The following is an 18,898-nucleotide window of genomic DNA, read 5'->3' on the forward strand; positions in this document are numbered from 1 at the left end:
TCACCCCTGATGCGCCTCTTCAACACCCTGGCCGACCTGCGGCCCCTGATCGGCCAGCCGCTGGGTCACAGCGACTGGATCACGGTCGATCAGCCCCGTGTCAACGCCTTTGCCGACGCCACCGAGGATCGGCAGTGGATTCACTGCGACCCCGCGCTCGCGCAGGCCGGGCCGTTCGGCGGGCCCATCGCGCACGGCTTCCTGACGTTGTCGCTGATTCCGTACTTCTTCGAGACCGGCTTCTCGGTCAACGAGACGCGCATGGTCGTCAACTACGGGCTGAACAAGGTGCGCTTCACGGCACCGGTGCCGGTGGGCAGCCGGCTGCGCGCGGGTTTTCGGCTGCTGGCCATGGACGACGTGGCCGATGGCGCAGTGCAGTTGACCGTGGAAGTGGCGGTGGAAGCCGAGGGGCGGGCCAAGCCGGTTTGCGTGGCCGAGGCCCTGGCACGTCACTACCGTTGAACCCCGCGTCCGAGGGGCTGCCGCCGAACGCGGCCACCACGTGGCGGGAGCAAGGTACGAATAGCCAGCTAGTATCGCGGCCGTTCCAACGATCGCTTGCCCCTTGCCATGGCCTCCAGCCTGCTAGTTCTTCTCGACGATATCGCCACCATCCTGGACGACGTGGCGACGATGACCAAGGTCGCCGCCAAGAAGACCGCCGGCGTGCTGGGTGACGACCTGGCGCTGAATGCGCAGCAGGTCAGCGGCGTGAACGCCGACCGCGAGTTGCCGGTGGTGTGGGCCGTGGCCAAGGGCTCGCTGATCAACAAGGCCATCCTGGTGCCGGCGGCGCTGGCCATCTCGGCGCTGGCGCCCTGGGCCATCACGCCGCTGCTGATGGTGGGCGGCGCCTACCTGTGCTTCGAGGGCTTCGAGAAGCTGGCCCACAAGTTCCTGCACAGCGCCGAGGAGGACGAGGCCCATCGCGAGGAACTGGTCAAGGCCATCGCCGACCCGCAGGTGGACATGGCCACCTATGAACAAGACAAGGTCAAGGGCGCCATCCGCACCGACTTCATCCTGTCCGCCGAGATCATCGTCATCGCGCTGGGCACGGTGGCGGGCACCTCGCTGACGAACCAGCTGGCCGTGCTGGTGGCGGTGTCCATCGCGATGACGCTGGGCGTCTACGGTTTCGTGGCCGGCATCGTGAAGATGGACGACGCGGGCTTGTGGTTGTCGCGCAAGGGCGGTGCGGTGGCGCAGTCGTTCGGCCGCTTCCTGCTCGCCGCAGCGCCGAAGTTGATGAAGCTGCTGACCGTGTTGGGCACGGCGGCGATGTTCCTCGTCGGCGGCGGCATCCTCGTGCACGGCATTGCGCCGCTGCATCACGCCATCGCACATCTGGCGGAGGGCCAGGCCTGGGCTGTGTCGGCCGTCATCGAGAACGGCGCGAACGCGCTGGCGGGTGTGGTGGCGGGTGCGCTGGTGCTGGCCGGCGTGATGGCCGTGCAGAAGCTGCGCGGGAAGTGATTTAGCCTAGAAACGGCAGTTGGCCGCTTGCTATGGCTGGAAACTTTCGTGGAGTCAGCGAGTTGAGTACTGACGGGCCGGTCACCATGTCGGTGAGCAGCGCTGCGCACCTGCTGGGCTGGCGCTTCGGGCGTCTGGCTGCGTTGCTTCTCCTGGCGGGCACGAGCCCGCTGCGTCGGCGCGCCTTGCCTGCCGCCCGCCTCGCCAGCCCCTCAGGCGCGCCCAACTGCCGTTTCTAGGCTCAGGCCGGCGTGTACGCCAGCCGCACGTAAATCGGCGCGAACGCCTCCGCCTGCGTGATCTCCAGCAGGCGCTCGCGCGCCAGCTCCAGCATCGCGATGAAGGTGACGACCAGCACGGCCTGGCCGCGGGTCACGTCGAAGAGGTTCTCGAACTCGACGAAGCGCTGGCCCTGCAGCCGGCGCAGCACGATGCTCATGTGCTCGCGCACCGACAGCTGCTCGCGGCTGATCTTGTGGTGCTGGTTGAGCTTGGCGCGTTTGAGGATGTCCAGCCAGGCGTCGCGCAGGTCGGCGGTGTTGACGTCGGGGAACACGGGCGTCAGCGACTGCTCGATGTGCACCTGGGCGCGCAGGAAATCGCGGCCCAGCTGGGGCAGGCGGTCCAGCCGCGCGGCGGCCAGCTTCATCTGCTCGTACTCCAGCAGCCGCCGCACGAGCTCGGCGCGCGGGTCCTCGGCCTCCTTGCCGTCCTCGGTCTTCTTGGGCGGCAACAGCATGCGCGACTTGATCTCGATGAGCATGGCCGCCATCAAGAGGTATTCGCTGGCCAGCTCGAGGTTGTGCCGGCGGATCTGGTCGACGTAGCTCAGGTACTGGCGCGTCACGTCGGCCAGCGGGATGTCGAGGATGTTGAAGTTCTGCTTGCGGATCAGGTACAGCAGCAGGTCCAGCGGGCCCTGGAAGGCTTCCAGGAAGACCTCCAGCGCATCCGGCGGGATGTAGAGGTCCAGCGGCATCTGGAACAGCGGCTCGCCGTACAGGCGAGCGACGGCCACGGCATCCACCGCTTCGGGCAGATCCGGCGAAAGCTCGCTGTTGTCGTCCGTGGCGACCGTGCTCATCGGCAGCTCGGGTCAGCGGCTCAGCGGCTGCCGTGGAAGTGGCTTGGCCAGGCCACTGGCGGCGCCCCGTTGAGGGGGCCGGCGACGCCGGTGAGGGGGCAGGCTGTCAAGCCTTCGTCTGGTAGACGTAAGGCTGCTGCGGCACGCGGGCTTCATCGAAGCCGGCCTGGGCCGTGCGATCCTGTTCACGGTCCCACAGCAGCGCGCGGCCGGCACGCTGTTCGGCTTCCAGCGTGGGGCGCTGGGCCTTGAGCTGCTCGATGAATTGGGTGGCTTCGGACTTGTAGGGCTTCCAGAACAGGGGCATGGCGGGTCTCGCAATCTAAGCGTGGGATTTTATCGGGCGCGCAGGTCGTCCAGCGCCGGGACCGCACCGAGGAGGGCCAGAATGCCCGCCAGCGGCAGCGTCGCGGTATAGCCCACGGTCTTGAAGGCCCAGGCGCCCACGAGGCCGCCGATGGCGAAGGCCAGCAACAGGCCGCCCAGCAGCCGCAGCCGGGCCGCGTTGGCGTCCAGGCCGTAGAGCGCCCGGCCGATCTCGATGCCGAGGTCGGTCACGATGCCCGTCACGTGGGTCGTGCGGATCTCGGCGCGCGAGACCTTGGTGATCAGCGCGTTCTGCAGGCCCATCGTGAAGCACAGCACCGCGACCGCAGCCGGAACGAGCAGGGCGCCCAGGCCGGCCAGCCATGCGCCGAGCAGGCCGAAGGCGATCAGGCAGGCGGCTTCCAGCAACAGCGGCAGCGCAAAGACGCTGTGAGCCTGGCGCCGGCGGCCGAAGTTGACGAGCACCGCGGTGCAGGCGGCGCCGGCGCCGAAGGACAGCAGCGCGCCGACGGCCGTCACCAGCGCGTGGGTCTGGCCGAGCACCAGGCCGTCGGCGGCGGCCGAGACCATGCCGGTCATGTGCGAGGTGTACTGGTTCACGGCCAGGAAGCCGCCGGCGTTGGTGGCGCCGGCGACGAAGGCGAGCAGCCAGCCGAGATGGGCATTGCCCTCGGCCGTGCGTTCGATCGCCAGTAGACGGCGCGCGTAGTGATAGGGCATGGCGGTTCGGCGAGTGGACCGGTGAGGCCCATTCTCGCCGTCGCCGGCGTGTCTCAGCGCACCCGCATGCCGGGCTGGGCGCCGGCGCCTGGCTCCAGCACGAAGATGCCCGGGTTGGCCTTCTCGTCGGCGTGGCTGGCGGCCAGCACCATGCCCTCGCTGACGCCGAACTTCATCTTGCGCGGCGCGAGGTTGGCGACCAGCACGGTCAGCTTGCCTTCCAGGTCCTCGGGCTTGTAGGCGCTGCGGATGCCGCTGAAGACGTTGCGCAGGCGGCCTTCGCCGGCGTCCAGCGTCAGGCGCAGCAGCTTGTCCGAGCCCTCCACCAGTTCGGCCTTGACGATCTTGGCGATGCGCAGGTCGACCTTGGCGAAGTCGTCGATCTTGATCTCCGCAGCGATGTCTTCACCACCGGGCGTGACCTTGGGCGCGGGCGGGGCTTCGAACAGCTGCTCGACCTTGGCCGTGTCCACGCGCTGCATCAGGTGCTGGTAGGCGCCGATCTGGTGGGCGCCCAGCGCGCGGGCGCTGTCCTTCCACTGCAGCGGCTCGACCTTCAGGAAGGTCTCCACCTGCTGGCTCAGCGCCGGCAGCACGGGCTTGAGATAGATCGTCAGCAGGCGGAAGGCCTCGATGCAGACGCTGCAGACGTCGTGCAGCGCGGCGTCCATGCCTTCTTGCTTGGCCAGCTCCCAGGGCTTGTGCTGGTCGACGAACTCGTTGACCTTGTCGGCCAGCGCCATGATCTCGCGCAGCGCCTTGCCGAACTCGCGCGTCTCGTACAGCTCGGCAATCGCGCCGCTCTGGCCGCGCAGCGTGTCCAGCAGCATGCGGCCTTCCACGCCCAGGTCGGCGCTCAGGCGTCCGTCGAAACGCTTGGTCAGGAAGCCGGCCGCGCGCGACGCGATGTTGATGAACTTGCCGACCAGGTCGCTGTTGATGCGGGCCGCGAAGTCCTCGGGGTTGAAGTCGATGTCCTCGACCTTGGCGTTGAGCTTGGCGGCGATGTAGTAACGCAGCCATTCGGCGTTCAGGCCCAGGCTCAGGTACTTCAGCGGGTCCAGGCCGGTGCCGCGGCTCTTGCTCATCTTCTCGCCGCCGTTGACGGTCATGAAGCCGTGCACGAAGACGTGGTTGGGCGTCTTGCGGCCGCTGAAGTGCAGCATGGCCGGCCAGAACAGCGTGTGGAAGTATGTGATGTCCTTGCCGATGAAGTGGATCTGCTCCACGGACTCGTCGGCCATGAAGGCGTCGAAGTCTTTGCCGATCTTGCCGAAGTAGTTCTTCAGCGAGGCCAGGTAGCCGATGGGCGCGTCCAGCCAGACGTAGAAGTACTTGCCCGGCGCGTCGGGGATCTCGATGCCGAAGTAGGGCGCGTCGCGGCTGATGTCCCAGTCGCTCAGGCGGTTGTTGCCTTCCTCATCGGGCTCGAACCATTCGCGGATCTTGTTCAGCACCTCGGGCTGCAGGCGGCCGGGCTCCTGCGTCCATTGCGTCAGGAAGTTGACGCAGCGCGGGTCGCTGAGCTTGAAGAAGTAGTGTTCGCTGGTCTTGAGCACCGGCGTGGCGCCGGACAGCACCGAGTACGGGTTCTTCAGCTCGGTGGGCGCGTAGACGGCGCCGCAGACCTCGCAGCTGTCGCCGTATTGGTCCTTCGCGCCGCACTTGGGGCATTCGCCCTTGATGAAGCGGTCCGGCAGGAACATCGACTTGGCGGGGTCGAAGAACTGCTCGATGGTCTTGGTCGAGATCAGCTCGTTCGAGCGCAGCGACAGATAGACCGCCTTGGAGAGCTCGTGGTTCTCGGGCCCGTCGGTCGAGTGCCAGTTGTCGAAGCTGATGTGGAAGCCGTCCAGGTACTGCTTGCGGCCGGCGGCGATGCCGGCGACGAATTCCTGTGGGGTCTTCTTCGCCTTTTCGGCCGCGATCATGATCGGCGCGCCATGGGCATCGTCCGCACAGACGAAGTGCACCTGCGAGCCCGCCATGCGCTGGTAGCGAACCCAGATGTCGGCCTGGGTGTACTCCATGATGTGGCCGATGTGGAAACCGGCGTTGGCATAGGGCAGGGCGGTGGTGACGAAGAGCTGTCGGGACATGGGCGCAGGAGCGGCAGGGCGGGCGGAAAACGGGAGATTTTAGGTTTGTGGCTCGACGGGGTCGGCCGGGCCGGCTTCAGGTTCGCCGTCGGCACCGGGTTCGTCGCTGCCGTTCTCGTCAGCGGGCTTGCCGTTCAACTTGCGTTGGCGCTTTTCCTCGGCCTTGCGCTTCTTGGCGAGTTCACGCTGGCGTTTCTCGTAGCTGTAGTTCGGGGTGGCCAAATGCGTTTCTCCTGGGAGCGCCTGCACGCGCGGGCGGCACCAATGTAACCCGCGGCTCCGGCATTCGTCGTGCAGCACTTGGCTCAGAAATCTCCAGACAGCCTCAAAGAATGAGGCTAAGTCACTGATTCGTAACACTTCTGAAACCTATCCACCGAGTCTGTGGATAACTTTGTGGAGAAACCCCTTCCGTCGACGCCAAGCCCTTGTGCGATGCGGCTCCTGTTAGGTTGCTGTTTTTTTGTGCAACAGAGCTGGTTCTATATGAATCAACAACTTAGCTTGGATGTGGTGAGGTTGGCTGGGCAGCAGGCGGGGGGCGTGTGAAGGCCTTGACGCATGCCGAAATTGGGGATAAGTCAAGCCTTCCTTGATCGGCAGAATGGGATTCGATGACAAAACCGTGTCGCTTGTCCCCGCCAACTGTGGACAACTCTGTGGGTCGGCTGACGACAGCCGCGCTAAGTGCTTGATCGGCCAATGTCTAGCTTGAACTGCCTGTTTTTAAGGCGTCGGTTTAGGTGGGGCGGCGATCCGGCGAGGGCTTGCCGGGTGCTGCCAGCTAAACTTACATCTTTAAACGGGTGGCAGCGGCTCAGATGGTGCATATGACGAGAGAGGGCGTAGGGCGCAAAAGCGCTTCGCGTACCGGTACTTTCGAGCTGAAATCTCGCCGCTTCAGCGTGTTGGGCTTGGTGCTCCACAGTGCCGACATGACCGAGCTCGCGGCCGATTGGGCCGAGCGCGCCGGTGTGGGTGGCTTCGAACACGAGCCCGTGGTCATCGACCTCAGCACCGTGGCACGCGCGCCCGTGTCCATCGCCCCCGAAGACCCGGGTGATCTGGCGCTCGATGGCCTGGCACCCGTGGACCTGCGCGCGATCGTCGATTTGCTGCGCGCCAGCCAACTGCAGCCGGTGGCTGTGACGGGGGCGACACCGGAGGAACTGGTGCTCGCGCAGGAGCTGGGTCTGGCGGATGCCGCCGAGGAGCCGGTGCCGGCTGCAGCGCCGGCGCCGACGGAGGCCGTGCGTGAGGTGGTGCGCGAAGTGGTTCGCGAGATCGTCGTCGAGAAGATCATCGAGAAGCCCGCGCCACCGACGCCGACGCTGGTGGTGGACAAGCCGCTGCGCTCGGGCCAGCGTGTCTACGCCAAGGGTGGGGACCTGGTCGTGCTGGCGCTCGTGAACCACGGCGCCGAGGTCATCGCGGATGGCAGCGTGCACGTCTACGCGCCGCTGCGCGGCAAGGCCATCGCCGGCGCGCGCGGTGACACGGCGGCCCGCATCTATGCACACAGCCTGGAGGCGGAGCTGCTGGCCATCGCCGGCATCTACCGCACGACCGAGAACCCGCTGCCCGCCGATGTGGCGGGCAAGCCCGCGCAAGTGCTGCTCGACGGTGAAAAGCTGCTGATGCAGCCGCTCGCCTTCTAAGCTCAACACCGATTGAACTGAACGAACAGGAAAGCCCCAGATGACCACCAAGATCGTCGTCGTCACCTCCGGCAAGGGCGGGGTCGGCAAGACCACCACCAGCGCGAGCTTCGCCACGGGCCTTGCGATGCGCGGCCACAAGACCTGCGTCATCGACTTCGACGTGGGCCTGCGCAACCTCGACCTCATCATGGGCGTGGAGCGCCGGGTCGTGTACGACCTCATCAATGTCATCAACGACGAGATCAAGCTGACACAGGCGCTCATCAAGGACAAGCAGCTCGACAAGCTCTACATCCTGGCGGCCTCGCAGACGCGCGACAAGGATGCGCTCAAGCAGGACGGCGTGGAGCGCGTGCTCAACGAGCTCAAGGAGATGGAGTTCGACTTCATCGTCTGCGACTCCCCGGCCGGCATCGAGACCGGCGCGCTGATGGCCATGCACTACGCCGACGAGGCGCTGGTGGTGACCAACCCCGAGGTCTCGTCGGTGCGTGACAGCGACCGCATCCTGGGCATGCTCAGCAGCAAGACCAAGCGCGCCATCGACGGCGGTGAGCCGGTGAAGGAGCACCTGCTCATCACGCGCTACAACCCCAATCGCGTCGAAGGCGGGCAGATGCTGAGCCTGGACGACATCCACGAGATCCTGCGCACCCCGCTGATCGGCGTGATCCCCGAGAGCGAAAGCGTGCTGCAGGCGTCCAACCAGGGGCTGCCCGCCATTCACATGCAGGGCAGCGATGTGTCCGAGGCCTACAAGGACGTCGTGGCGCGTTTCCTTGGCGAAGACAAGCCCATGCGTTTCACCGAGGTCGTGAAAGCCAGCTGGTTCAAGCGCGTTTTCGGGGCGAAGTAAGGAGGCAGGCTCATGGGATTCCTGAACTTCTTCCTTGGCGAAAAGAAGAGCTCGGCCAGCGTCGCGAAAGAGCGGCTGCAGCTCATCCTCGCCCACGAGCGCAACGGGCGCAGCAGCAGCCCCGACTACCTGCCGCAGCTGCAGCGCGAGCTGGTGGAGGTCATCAGCAAGTACGTGTCCATCCATGCCGAGGACATCAAGGTCCACATGGAGCGCCAGGGCGACCTGGAGGTGCTCGAGGTGAAGATCGAGTTGCCCGAGACCAAGTAAGCCCCTCGCCCAGCCTTGCCTGGCTGAACGCCGGCAAGTCTGGTCGGTCCCCCGAGGGGACGCCGATGCTCGCGGCATCGAGCCGCTCGCACATCGCCAGACGGGCCGGCTTGGGGCGGCCCGGCGCTCGGCCCGACTTGCAGACGGCTACTTTGCCGCGCGCGCCTGCTCGCGCTGCATGAACAGGTAGAGGCTCTCCACCTTGGCGCGCGCCCACGGCGTCTTGCGCAAGAACTTCAGGCTGGACGCCACGCTGGGATCGATGCGGAAGCACTTGATCTCGATGCGTTCGCCCAGCTCACGCCAGCCGAAATACTCAACCAGGGCGGTCACGATGGCCTCGAGCGTGAGGCCGTGCAGAGGGTCTTTGCTGCCGTTCATTCGTGGGTGAACTGGTCGGAGTTCTTGCCCTTGAACTGCGCGTAATAGCGCTTGATCTCGGCCATGTCGGCCTCGACGTCGCCGGTGGGCGTGAACAACGGGCCCAGTCCCACGAGCTTGCGCGGGTAGTCCATGTAGGCCATGACGATGGGCAGCTTGGCCGTGACGGCGATCCAGTAGAAGCCGGTCTTCCAGTAGATGGTCTTGCTGCGCGTGCCCTCGGGCGGCACGATGAGCTGCACCGGGCCGTCGGCCGCCTGCAGCGCGGCCGCCGAGGCGGCGACGAGGTTGTTGGACTTGCTGCGGTCCACCGGGATGCCGCCCAGCCAGCGCATCAGCCCGCCGAAGGGGAACTTGAAGATGGAGGACTTGCCCATCCAGTACGGCGTCAGGCGCAGCGCGAAGGCGGCGAACAAGGTGTTGGGCAGGTCCCAGTTGCTGGTGTGCGGGGCGGCGATGAAGACGCTTTTGTGGGCTTGCGGTGGCAGCTCGCCTTGTACGGTCCAGCCGGCCAGCCGCAGCCACGTGAGGGAGACGCCGCGCAGCACGGTGCTGAGGCCAGGCGTCGTGAAAATCGTTCGATGCATGCCGCGATTGTCCCGTCGCAGCCCTCTGCTCGAAACTGAGGCAGATTAAGAAAATGCCTGAATGAGCAAGCACTTAACGCGTCCGCCCGCAGGCTGTTCACGGGTTTGTCCACAGGCGCTGTGGACGGCGGCGCCCTCGCAAGGCGCCGCCCGGGCGGTCACTGGTTAGTGCAACCGGAAGTTCGAGACGGACTTCACCAGCTCGGCCGACTGCTCCCGCAGGCTCTCCGCGGCGGCGGCGGACTCCTCCACGAGCGCGGCGTTCTGCTGTGTCATCTGGTCGAGCTGCTGCACGGCCTGACCGATCTCGCCCAGCGTCGTGGCCTGGTTGGCGCTGGCCGCCGAGATCTCGTGGATGATGCGGCTGACGCGTTGCACGCTGGCCACCACCTCGCGCATGGTCGCGCCCGTGTCGCTGACCAGGCGGCTGCCGCCGTCCACGCGCTCGACGGACACCGAGATCAGTGTCTTGATTTCGCGCGCGGCCTGGGCCGAGCGCTGCGCCAGCGCACGCACCTCGCTGGCCACCACGGCAAAGCCCCGGCCTTGTTCACCGGCACGCGCGGCCTCGACGGCGGCATTCAGCGCCAGGATGTTGGTCTGGAAGGCGATGCCGTCGATGACGCCGATGATGTCGGCGATCTTGCCCGACGACTGCTGGATGTCGTTCATCGTCGTGATGACCTGCTCCACCATCGCGCCGCCGCGGTCAGCCACTTGAGAGGCCGCCTGCGCCAGGCCGTTGGCCTCGCGGGCGGAGTCCGCATTCAGCCGCACGCTCTCGCCGAGCTGCGCCATGGCGGCGCCGGTTTCCTCGAGGCTGGCCGCCGCGTTTTCCGTGCGCTGGGACAGGTCCGAGTTGCCGGTGGCGATCTCGGCCGAAGCCATCTGCACCTGCTCGGCCGCGCCGCGCACACCCTGGATGGTGCTCGCCAGGCGCTGCTGCATGTCGCGCAGCGAACCGTTCAGCGCGGCCAGCTCGTCGGTGCCGTCGACGACGACGGCCTGGCGCAGGTCGCCCTCGGCAATGCTGCTGCTCAGCGCCTGCGCATGGTCCAGCGGCGCGGTGACCGAGCGGGTGATGACGTTGGCGATGACGACGCCGAGCGCCAGCGCGATCAGCAGCAGCACCATGACGACCTGGCGGGCCTGGTTGACCTGCGCCTGCGCTTCGTCGCGGGCGGTTTGCAGCAGTTCGCGGGTGTGATCGGCGTAGGCGTCGATGGCGCTCAGGTAGCGCTCCATGGCCGGCAGCAGTTCGTTGACGGCACGCAGGTGGATGTTCTCTCCGCCGGCCTTGGCCTTGGCGACGACTTCACGGGCCGCCTGGTATTGCTTGCGGCCGTCGTTGACGGCGTTCAGCAGGCGTTCGGATTCAGGGTCTTGCTTGAGCTTGTCGAGCTCTTCCTGGATCTTGTCGATGCGACCGCTGACTTCCTTGGAGCGGGCGGTGAAGCCTTTGACGAAGCCTTCGTCCTCGACCACCAGCGCCACGATGCGGCGCAGGATGTTGCCTTCGGTCAGGCCGGCCCATTGGCGCGCGAGCTCCAGCGTGCGCATGTCGGCTTCCACGAGGTGGTCGATGCGTTGGCTCAGCGCCGAGACGCGCAGCATGCCGACGATGGAGGCCACCGTCAGCAGCACCATGACCAGCGCGAAGCCGGCGAGCACACGGGAGCGCAATTTCCAGTGGTTGAGCTTGAACATCTTGGACGTCTCCGTCATTGAAAGAGGGTGGCTTGAACTCTCGCGATCCTCGCCGGATTTCAGCGCCTGGCAAGGGTTGATACCAGGCGCAGATGTGCAATGCTGGGCTGAAGCGGCTGGCGAGTGTCAGCGCTGTGGTGCCGTCGCGTCGGGCGGCCCGAGCGTGACCGGGCTGCGGGGTTCGGCGACGCAGGGCAGGATCAGCCCGTCGGCTTTCTCCTCGGCGCTCAAACCCGGCCAGGCGATGCGGTGCTCGACGCGGCCGCTGATGCAGCGCGCCAGGCAGGTGCGGCAGGTGCCGTTGCGACAGGACCAGGGCAGTGCAATGCCAGCAGCCAGCGCGGCGAGCAGCAGCGGCTGGTCGGCGGGACAGTCGAAAATGGCGCCTTGCGGCTCCAGCCGCACCTGGAAGCTGGCCACGCCGGCCGATCGTGGCTCACTCATGAAACTCTCCTCTTTGCCCACCCGAGGCGGCGCCGCACCGGTGCCGCCTGCCGGCGCCTGGCCGCGGCCTTCGTCGGGGGCCTGCTGTCGATGACGTCGCCCCATCTTGCCAGCCCATCCGTCGCGGCTCGCTATCTCGCGGGCTACCCGCCCGAACTGATCGAGCAAGCCGACGCGCTCCACCGCGAAGGCCGCCTGGCCGACCATCTCGCGCATCGCCTGCCCGAGCGCCACGAGGTGCGCAGCGACGGCGCGCTGTTCGACTATGTGCAGGCCTTGAAGGCCCGCCACCTGCGCAACGCCGAGCCGCTGAACTCGGTCAACTACGACGCCAAGCTGCGGGTGCTGCAGCACGCACTGGGCACGCACACGCGGCGCACGCAGGTGCAGGGCGCCAAGCTCAAGATGCGCCGCGAGATCCGCGTGGCCACGCTGTTCAAGGAGGCGCCGGCCGCGCTGCTGCGCATGATCGTCGTGCACGAACTGGCTCACCTGCGCGAGCTGGAGCACAACAAGGCCTTCTACAAACTCTGCCAGCACATGGAGCCGGAGTACTTCCAGCTGGAGTTCGACCTGCGGCTGTACCTGATGAACCAGGAGAACCCGCAGTGATCTTGTTGGCGCCCATGGAAGGGCTGTTGGATCACATCCTGCGCGACGTGCTGACGCGCGTGGGTGGTGTGGATCGCTGCGTCAGCGAGTTCATCCGCGTGACGGACCAGCTGCTGCCGGCCCGCGTGTTCACACGCATCGTGCCCGAGCTGAAGAACGGGGGGCGCACGGCCGCTGGCGTGCCGGTGCATCCGCAGTTGCTGGGGTCGGATGTGCAGTGCCTGGCCGAGAACGCCGCCCGGCTGGCCGAGTTGCGGCCGGAAGGCATCGATCTGAATTTCGGCTGCCCGGCCAAGTGCGTGAACCGCCATCGGGGTGGCGCCGTGCTGCTGGACGAGCCCGAGCTCATCCACGCCATCGTGGCTGCCGTGCGCCGCGCGGTGCCGGCCGGCATCATGGTGTCGGCCAAGATGCGGCTGGGCTACATGGACACGAGCCGGACGCTGGACGTGGCGCGCGCCATCCATGCCGCCGGTGCGCAGGAGATCGTCGTGCACGCCCGCACGAAGGCGGATGGCTACAAGCCACCGGCGTATTGGGAGCGCATCGCAGACATTCGGGCCACCGTGCCGCTGACCGTCATCGCCAACGGCGAGATCTGGACGGCCGAACACGCTGCGCTCGCCCGCGAACGCAGCGGTTGCGAGCACCTGATGCTCGGCCGCGGCATGGTGGCCGACCCCGGCCTGGCGCTGCGCGTGGCCGGGCAGCGCGCAGCGCCGTTGCCCTGGCCTGAGCTGTTGCCGTTGATGCAGGACTTCTTCGACCAGGTGCGAGCCCGCGTGGCGCCCAAGCACCAGGGCGGCCGGCTCAAGCAGTGGCTGCACTACCTGAAACGCGCCTACCCGGAGGCCGAGGCGGCGTATGCCGAGCTGCGCACCGTCAATGATGCCGGCGAGCTGGCGCGGCGTCTCTTCGGGCCTCAGCAGGCCTGAGCGGCCTTCGCGGTCTTCGCGGCGGGCCGCGTGGCGGCGGCGCTCTCCGTGCGAACGCTGACCCATGCCACCGCCAGGCCGCCCAGCGGCAGCACCGCAGCGGCCCATGGCAGCGCGAGCAGGTCGGCGCCTTGCGTGATGACCACGCCACCCAGCCACGCGCCCAGTGCATTGCCGAGGTTGAAGGCGGCGATGTTCAGGCTGGAGGCCATGCTCTGGCCGGCGCCCTGCGCCTTGTCCAGCACGCGCAACTGCAGCGGTGCCACGGTGGCGAAACCGGCGGCGCCCAGCAAGCCGATGAAGAGCACCGCCAGCGCGGGGTGGGGCAGGGCCCAGCGCATCAGCGCCAGCACACCGGCCAACACCGCCAGCGTGCCCAGCAGCGTGGGGACCAGCGCGCGATCCGCCAGGCGGCCGCCGATGACGTTGCCGACGACCATGCCCACGCCGAACACCAGCAACACGGCCGAGACGCCGGCGTCGCTGAACCCGCTCACCTGCTGCAGCAGCGGTTGCACGAAGGTGAACACCGTGAACACGCCGCCGAAGCCCAGCACCGTGGCGCCCAGGCCCAGCAGCACGTGGCCGCGCTTGAGCACCTTGAACTCCTCGCGCATGGACATCGCGCTGCCCGCGCCCGCCTCGCGGGCGGACACGAACACGGCGATGACGGCCATCGCCACCAGGCCGATGGCGCTGACGGCCCAGAACGTCGAGCGCCAGCCGAAGTGCAGACCCAGCCACGCGCCGGCCGGCACGCCCAGCAGCGTGGCCACGGTCAACCCGGTGAACATCGTCGAGATGGCCGAGGCCTTGCGGTCTGCGGGCACGACGCTGGTGGCCACCACGGCGCCCACGCCGAAGAAGGTGCCGTGGGCCAGCGACGTGACGACGCGCGCCAGCATCAGCAGCTCGTAGCTGGGGGCCAGCGCGCAGGCCAGGTTGCCCAGCGTGAAGATGGCGATCAGCGCCAGCAGCGCGGTCTTGCGCGGCACGCGGCTCAGCGCGGCGGTCAGCACCGGCGCACCGACGAAGACGCCCAGCGCGTAGCCGGAGATCAGCAGGCCTGCCGTGGCGACGCTCACGTGCAGGTCCCCCGCCAGCTGCAGCAGCAGGCCCATGATGACGAACTCGGTGGTGCCGATGCCGAAGGCGCCGACCGTCAGCGCGTACAGCGCCCAGGGTCGGCGGGAGGTGGGGGCGGCGGCCGACGCCGCTGGTGAAGAGGGATGCATGTCGGTCCGCCAGCAAGGCGGTGAACGAGGAGATGGCCGGCAGGTTAGGGAATTCGATTCGATGTAAAAACCACCAGATCACCGAATCAGTTTCAACGCTTCATTGAAAGACACCCGGGCATGAGCAGCCGTCTGGACGACCTGAACCTCTTCCTGCGCGTGTTCGATGCGGGCTCCATCAGCGCGGCGGCGCGCAGCCTGGACCTGTCGGTCGCCGTGGCCAGCCAGCGGCTGCGCGCGCTGGAGCAGTCGCTCGGCGTACGGCTGTTCCATCGCACCACGCGCAGCCTCACACCCACCGACGAGGGCCTGGCGCTGGCCGGGCAGGGGCGCCCGCTGGTGGACGACCTGCAGACGCTGATGGCCGGCTTGCGCCAGGCCGGCACGGCCGTGACCGGGACGCTGCGCATGACGACCTCGACGACATTCGCGCGCCAGTACGTGTCCCCGTGGCTGCCGGAGTTCATGCGCCGGCACCCGCAGCTGCGGCTGAGCCTCGATCTGTCGGACCAGGTGCATGACCTTGTCACCGCCGGTTTCGACCTGGCGCTGCGCATCGGCGCGCTGGAGGATTCCAGCCTGGTGGCGCGCCAGCTGGCGGTGAACCGGCGCGTGCTGTGCGCATCGCCCGACTATCTGCGCCGCCGCGGCCACCCGGCGCGGCCGGAGGATCTGATGACGCACGACTGCCTCATCCTCGTCGGCAGCCAGGGCCGGGCAGATGAATGGCGCATGAAGGACCGGCGCGGCCGCGAAGTGGCGGTGCGCGTGGACGGTCCGTTGGAAAGCAGCCAGGGCGAGGTGTTGCGCGACGCCGCCGTGGCGGGCCTGGGCATCGCCGTGCACTCGACCTGGCATGTGGCCGAGGACCTGCGCGCCGGCCGGCTGGCCGTGGTGCTGCCTGACTGCAAGCTGCCCGCGACGGGCATCCACGCCGTGATGCCGCAGCGCCGGCTGGTGCCGGCGCGCGTGACGGCCTTCGTCGACTTCATGGCCGAGAAGCTCGGCGGCGTGCCGCCGTGGGAACGCGACGCGGCACCCGCCCCGCGCGCCCGGCGCCGGCCGTGATCAGCCCGGCTGTTTGGTGATGCGCAGGTAGGGCTTGGGCGCCTGCCAGCCGGCGGGAAACAGCGTCTTGGCGTCCTCGTCGCTGACGGAGCCGGCAATGATCACGTCTTCGCCTTGCTGCCAGTTCGCGGGCGTGGCCACCTTGTGCTTGGCGGTGAGCTGCAGCGAGTCCAGCACGCGCACGATCTCCTCGAAGTTGCGGCCCGTCGTCATCGGGTAGGTCAGGATGAGCTTGATGCGCTTGTCCGGCCCGACGATGAAGACCGAGCGCACGGTGGCGTTGGTGGCCGCGGTGCGCCCGTCGGACGTGCCGTCGAGGTCGGCCGGCAGCATGTTGTAGAGCTTGGCGACGTGGAGGTCGTGGTCGCCGATCAGCGGGTACTTGGGCAGGTGGCCCTGCGTCTCCTCGATGTCGGCGGCCCACCGATGGTGGTTGTCCACCGGGTCCACCGACAGGCCGATCAGCCGGGTGTTGCGGCGCGTGAATTCGGGTTCGATCTTGGCCAGGTAGCCGAGCTCGGTGGTGCACACGGGCGTGAAGTCCTTGGGGTGCGAGAACAGCACGACCCAGTGGTCGCCGATGAAGTCGTGGAAGCGGATCTCGCCCTGGGTGGTCTGTGCGGTGAAGTCGGGGGCGAGGTCGTTGATGCGCAGGGACATGAAGGGCTCCTGGGGTTGGGCTGCGGCGGCGCGTCGATGATAGGAATCGCGTGCCGCGGCGTCCTCTGCGCGTGCCGCATGAGCTTGTGCGGTTTCCTTCTGATGCCACCAGCGGCCGGGCGAGCCCCGGCGCACGCGCGGATGACCTTCGCAACTTCCGCCGTGTCGGGGACTGGCCCTAGCATGCGCGCATGAAGATGCTCCTGACCTTGCTGGTCAGTGCCTGCGCCACCGGCGCGGCGCTGGCGCAGACCCCGACGCCCCCTCTCACCCTCGAACGCATCACGGCCGACCCGCCGCTGGCCGGCCGGCTGCCGCGGCAGGCCGAGGTCTCGCCCGGCGGGCGATGGGTCAGCTTCCTGCGGCCCTCGCAGGCCGACAGCGAGGTGCTGGAACTGTGGGCCCAGCCGGCAGACGGCGGCGAACCGCGCAAGCTCGTTGGCGCGGCCGACCTGCTGGGCGGCGCCGAGCAGAAGCTGTCCGAAGCCGAAAAGATGGCGCTGGAGCGCCAGCGCATCAGCCAGCGGGGCATCACCGGCTACCAGTGGTGCGGCAGCGACGACAGTGCGCTGCTGTTCCCGCTGTCGGGCGATCTCTACATCGTGCGGCTGACGAGCGCCGGCCCGCGCGCCGAGAAGCTGCCGCTGGCGGCCGGTGCGCCCAAGCAGGACCCGCGCTGCGCGCCCGATGGCCGCAGCCTGGCCTATGTGCAGGGTGGCAACCTCTTCACGCTGCCGCTGACGGCCGGTGCCCAGCCGCGCCAGCTGACGCAGGACGGCGGCAACACCGTGGGCTGGGGGCTGGCGGAGTTCATTGCCGCGGAGGAGCTGTCGCGCCAGCGTGGCTACTGGTGGAGCAAGGACGGTCGCCAGCTGCTGGCGTTGCGCGTGGACGAGTCCGGCGTGGCCGTGAAGACGCGTGCGCAGATCTTTGCCGACCGCACGGACATGACGCAGCAGCGCTACCCGGCCGCCGGTGCGGCCAACGCGAGCGTCACGGCCTTCGCCATCGACGCGGCCACCGGCGAGAGGCGCGAACTGCCGCTGCCCGCGGGCGCGCATTACGTCGCCCGCGCCGGCTGGTTTGCCGACGGCACGCCGTGGCTGCAATGGTTCACGCGCGACCAGACGCGGCTGACGCTGACCGAGTTCAAGGTCGGCGCCGGGCCGCGCGACATCACGACCGAGACCGACCCGGCCTGGGTCGAGGTGCACGACGATCTCGTCGAGACGCCGCGCGGCCTGCTGTGGTCCAGCGAGGCTTCGGGCCGGCGCCAGCTGCTGCTCGTGAACCGCGCGAGCGGCACGCGCACGCCGCTGACGCAGTCGGCCGAGCCGGTGGCCCATGCGGTCTGCGCCAATGCGCAGCAGCTCGTCTTCGCGGCCTACGCCGATCTGGGCAAGAGCCAGGAGCTGTTCGTCATGCCGCTGGCTGGCGGCAAGGCGCAGCCGCTGGCCGGGGCGGCGGCACGGCAATGGCGCGATGCCAAGGCCGATGTCGGCTGTGGCCGGCTGCTCGTCACGCGGTCGGCCTGGGGCGAGCCGCCGCAATTCGAGTTGCAGCCCGTGGGCGCGGGCCGGGCGATCGCGCTGGCCGGTGACGCGCCGGACCCGCTGCTGCGCCGCATCACCACGCCGCCGCAGGTGCTGGCCATCACGGCCGCCGACGGCAGCACGCCGCTGAACGCCTTCTTCTTCGCCGCGACGGGCCGCCACGACGGCCCGCGCCCGGTCATCGTCATGGCCTACGGCGGCCCTGGCGCGTCCACCGTGAACTGGGGCTGGGGCCGGGACCTGCCGCTGATTGCCTACTGGCAGCAGCGTGGCTACGGCGTGCTGACGCTGGACACGCGCGGCATGGCCCACCGCGACCGGGCGTTTACGCGCGCCCACAGCCGCGCCTTCGGCAAGACCGAGGTGGCCGACCTGTTCGCCGCCGTGCGCCAGCTGCCGGCCCAGGTGCCGGGCGTGGACCCGGCGCGCATCGGCTTCTTCGGCTGGAGCTACGGCGGCTTCCTCGGGGCGCGTGCCGTGCTCGACGCCGACTCGCCGTTCGCCGCGTCCGTAGCCGTTGCGCCGGTGACCGACTGGACGCTCTACGACACCGCCTACACCGAGCGTTACCTCGGCATGCCGGATGGCGGCAAGGCGGCGCCTTATGCCAGTGCCGACCTGCCGTCCCGCGCCGCGCTGCTCGCCAAGCCGCTGCTGCTGGTGCATGGCACGGCGGATGACAACGTGCTGTTCGAGCACACGCTGCGCCTCGTCGAGGCCTTGCAGAACGCCGGCAAGACCTTCGATCTGCAGATCTACCCCGGCAAGGCCCACGGCATTGCCGGCCGCGCAGCGCGGCTGCACCTCTACCGCACGATGGACGCGTTCTTCGAGCGGCATCTCAAGCCATGAGCCTCGTCTACTCCACCGACTTCGGTCGTGCCTGCCCCGGCTGCGGCCAGCCGGTGGCCCAGTGCGCCTGCAAGGCCAAGGCGCGGCCCGCGGGTGACGGCATCGTGCGCGTGCGCCGCGAGACGGCCGGCCGCAAGGGCAAGGGGGTCACGGCCATCCACGGCCTGCCGCTGGACGATGCGGCGCTGGCGGCACTGGCCAAGCAACTGAAGGCCGCCTGCGGCAGTGGTGGCACGGCCAAGGACGGCGTCGTCGAGATCCAGGGTGATCACCTGGAGACGGTGGTCCGCTGGCTGCAGGCGCGGCCCGAGGGCTGGACGGTCAAGCGCGCGGGCGGTTAGCGGCGGCTGCGCTGGGTAAGTCGCCGG

Annotated in this window: 21 protein-coding genes; 10 read left to right on the forward strand and 11 right to left on the reverse strand. The window is 68.3% G+C overall.

Annotated features, from left to right (window positions below; all coding sequences use genetic code 11):
- The first annotated feature begins 9 nt into the window (after nucleotides 1-9).
- Nucleotides 10-465 (forward strand): MaoC family dehydratase, encoded by a 456-nt coding sequence (locus tag ACG00X_RS20310; protein ID WP_394491082.1) that lies wholly within the window; start codon nucleotides 10-12, stop codon nucleotides 463-465.
- A 108-nt stretch (nucleotides 466-573) separates the two neighbouring features.
- The gene (locus tag ACG00X_RS20315; RefSeq protein ID WP_394490914.1) at nucleotides 574-1,479 is read left to right on the forward strand and encodes a DUF808 domain-containing protein; all 906 of its coding nucleotides are present in this window, start codon (nucleotides 574-576) and stop codon (nucleotides 1,477-1,479) included.
- Between the two features lie 241 nt (nucleotides 1,480-1,720).
- Here ACG00X_RS20315 and ACG00X_RS20320 read toward each other — a convergent pair whose 3' ends face one another.
- From ACG00X_RS20320 to ACG00X_RS20340, 5 genes are all read right to left on the reverse strand, one after another.
- Nucleotides 1,721-2,563 carry a segregation and condensation protein A gene (locus tag ACG00X_RS20320; protein WP_394490916.1) on the reverse strand — a complete coding sequence of 281 codons (843 nt, stop codon included), beginning with the start codon at nucleotides 2,561-2,563 and terminating at the stop codon, nucleotides 1,721-1,723.
- 106 nt (nucleotides 2,564-2,669) lie between these two features.
- Nucleotides 2,670-2,870: a DUF3460 family protein gene (locus ACG00X_RS20325; protein WP_394490918.1), complete on the reverse strand. Its 201-nt coding sequence runs from the start codon at nucleotides 2,868-2,870 to the stop codon at nucleotides 2,670-2,672.
- 29 nt (nucleotides 2,871-2,899) lie between these two features.
- Complete coding sequence (locus tag ACG00X_RS20330; protein ID WP_394490920.1) at nucleotides 2,900-3,610, reverse strand: YoaK family protein; 711 nt, start codon at nucleotides 3,608-3,610, stop codon at nucleotides 2,900-2,902.
- Nucleotides 3,611-3,663: 53 nt separating this feature from the next.
- The gene (metG, locus tag ACG00X_RS20335) at nucleotides 3,664-5,709 is read right to left on the reverse strand and encodes a methionine--tRNA ligase (protein ID WP_394490922.1); all 2,046 of its coding nucleotides are present in this window, start codon (nucleotides 5,707-5,709) and stop codon (nucleotides 3,664-3,666) included.
- 39 nt (nucleotides 5,710-5,748) lie between these two features.
- A complete protein-coding gene (locus ACG00X_RS20340; RefSeq protein ID WP_394490924.1) occupies nucleotides 5,749-5,931 on the reverse strand; it encodes a hypothetical protein in 183 nt (60 codons plus the stop codon).
- A 608-nt stretch (nucleotides 5,932-6,539) separates the two neighbouring features.
- On the opposite strand from ACG00X_RS20340, the gene minC reads away from it, so the two are divergent.
- The 3 genes from minC to minE are packed head-to-tail and all read left to right on the forward strand — an operon-like array spanning nucleotide 6,540 to nucleotide 8,496.
- Nucleotides 6,540-7,367: a septum site-determining protein MinC gene (gene minC / locus ACG00X_RS20345; protein ID WP_394490926.1), complete on the forward strand. Its 828-nt coding sequence runs from the start codon at nucleotides 6,540-6,542 to the stop codon at nucleotides 7,365-7,367.
- Between the two features lie 40 nt (nucleotides 7,368-7,407).
- Nucleotides 7,408-8,226 carry a septum site-determining protein MinD gene (minD, locus tag ACG00X_RS20350; protein WP_394490928.1) on the forward strand — a complete coding sequence of 273 codons (819 nt, stop codon included), beginning with the start codon at nucleotides 7,408-7,410 and terminating at the stop codon, nucleotides 8,224-8,226.
- A gap of 12 nt (nucleotides 8,227-8,238) precedes the next feature.
- Nucleotides 8,239-8,496 carry a cell division topological specificity factor MinE gene (minE, locus tag ACG00X_RS20355; protein WP_394490930.1) on the forward strand — a complete coding sequence of 86 codons (258 nt, stop codon included), beginning with the start codon at nucleotides 8,239-8,241 and terminating at the stop codon, nucleotides 8,494-8,496.
- A gap of 147 nt (nucleotides 8,497-8,643) precedes the next feature.
- On the opposite strand, the gene ACG00X_RS20360 is transcribed toward minE, so the two are convergent.
- The 4 genes from ACG00X_RS20360 to ACG00X_RS20375 form a co-directional block, all read right to left on the reverse strand.
- On the reverse strand, nucleotides 8,644-8,877 hold the full coding sequence (locus ACG00X_RS20360) for a VF530 family protein (protein WP_394490932.1): 234 nt from the start codon (nucleotides 8,875-8,877) through the stop codon (nucleotides 8,644-8,646).
- Nucleotides 8,874-9,464, reverse strand: a complete 591-nt coding sequence (locus tag ACG00X_RS20365; protein ID WP_394490934.1) for a lysophospholipid acyltransferase family protein — start codon at nucleotides 9,462-9,464, stop codon at nucleotides 8,874-8,876. The genes ACG00X_RS20360 and ACG00X_RS20365 overlap by 4 nt, the downstream gene beginning before the upstream one ends.
- Before the next feature lie 165 nt (nucleotides 9,465-9,629).
- On the reverse strand, nucleotides 9,630-11,189 hold the full coding sequence (locus ACG00X_RS20370; protein WP_394490936.1) for a methyl-accepting chemotaxis protein: 1,560 nt from the start codon (nucleotides 11,187-11,189) through the stop codon (nucleotides 9,630-9,632).
- Between the two features lie 108 nt (nucleotides 11,190-11,297).
- Nucleotides 11,298-11,615 carry a 2Fe-2S iron-sulfur cluster-binding protein gene (locus ACG00X_RS20375; protein ID WP_394490938.1) on the reverse strand — a complete coding sequence of 106 codons (318 nt, stop codon included), beginning with the start codon at nucleotides 11,613-11,615 and terminating at the stop codon, nucleotides 11,298-11,300.
- A gap of 90 nt (nucleotides 11,616-11,705) precedes the next feature.
- Between ACG00X_RS20375 and ACG00X_RS20380 the strand changes: the two genes are divergently transcribed.
- Both ACG00X_RS20380 and ACG00X_RS20385 read left to right on the forward strand, forming a co-directional pair.
- Nucleotides 11,706-12,227: a M48 metallopeptidase family protein gene (locus tag ACG00X_RS20380; protein WP_394490940.1), complete on the forward strand. Its 522-nt coding sequence runs from the start codon at nucleotides 11,706-11,708 to the stop codon at nucleotides 12,225-12,227.
- 14 nt (nucleotides 12,228-12,241) lie between these two features.
- Nucleotides 12,242-13,162, forward strand: coding sequence for a tRNA dihydrouridine synthase (locus tag ACG00X_RS20385; RefSeq protein ID WP_394491084.1), 921 nt, complete (start codon nucleotides 12,242-12,244; stop codon nucleotides 13,160-13,162).
- On the opposite strand, the gene ACG00X_RS20390 is transcribed toward ACG00X_RS20385, so the two are convergent.
- A complete protein-coding gene (locus ACG00X_RS20390) occupies nucleotides 13,150-14,397 on the reverse strand; it encodes an MFS transporter (RefSeq protein ID WP_394490942.1) in 1,248 nt (415 codons plus the stop codon). The two genes, ACG00X_RS20385 and ACG00X_RS20390, sit on opposite strands and share 13 nt — an antisense overlap.
- A 120-nt stretch (nucleotides 14,398-14,517) precedes the next feature.
- On the opposite strand from ACG00X_RS20390, the gene ACG00X_RS20395 reads away from it, so the two are divergent.
- A complete protein-coding gene (locus ACG00X_RS20395; protein ID WP_394490944.1) occupies nucleotides 14,518-15,465 on the forward strand; it encodes a LysR family transcriptional regulator in 948 nt (315 codons plus the stop codon).
- Here the strand turns inward: ACG00X_RS20395 and ACG00X_RS20400 are convergent, their stop codons facing one another.
- Complete coding sequence (locus ACG00X_RS20400) at nucleotides 15,466-16,125, reverse strand: peroxiredoxin (protein WP_394490946.1); 660 nt, start codon at nucleotides 16,123-16,125, stop codon at nucleotides 15,466-15,468. It abuts the gene before it with no gap.
- Nucleotides 16,126-16,316: 191 nt separating this feature from the next.
- Between ACG00X_RS20400 and ACG00X_RS20405 the strand changes: the two genes are divergently transcribed.
- Both ACG00X_RS20405 and ACG00X_RS20410 read left to right on the forward strand, forming a co-directional pair.
- Entirely contained in the window at nucleotides 16,317-18,530 is a 2,214-nt protein-coding gene (locus ACG00X_RS20405) for a S9 family peptidase (RefSeq protein ID WP_394490948.1), read from the forward strand.
- The gene (locus ACG00X_RS20410) at nucleotides 18,527-18,871 is read left to right on the forward strand and encodes a translation initiation factor Sui1 (protein WP_394490950.1); all 345 of its coding nucleotides are present in this window, start codon (nucleotides 18,527-18,529) and stop codon (nucleotides 18,869-18,871) included. Before ACG00X_RS20405 ends, ACG00X_RS20410 begins: the two co-directional genes overlap by 4 nt.
- The last annotated feature ends 27 nt before the right edge of the window (nucleotides 18,872-18,898 follow it).

The sequence above is a fragment of the Pelomonas nitida genome (assembly GCF_043555975.1).
GTDB classification, from domain to species: Bacteria; Pseudomonadota; Gammaproteobacteria; order Burkholderiales; family Burkholderiaceae_C; genus Pelomonas; species Pelomonas nitida.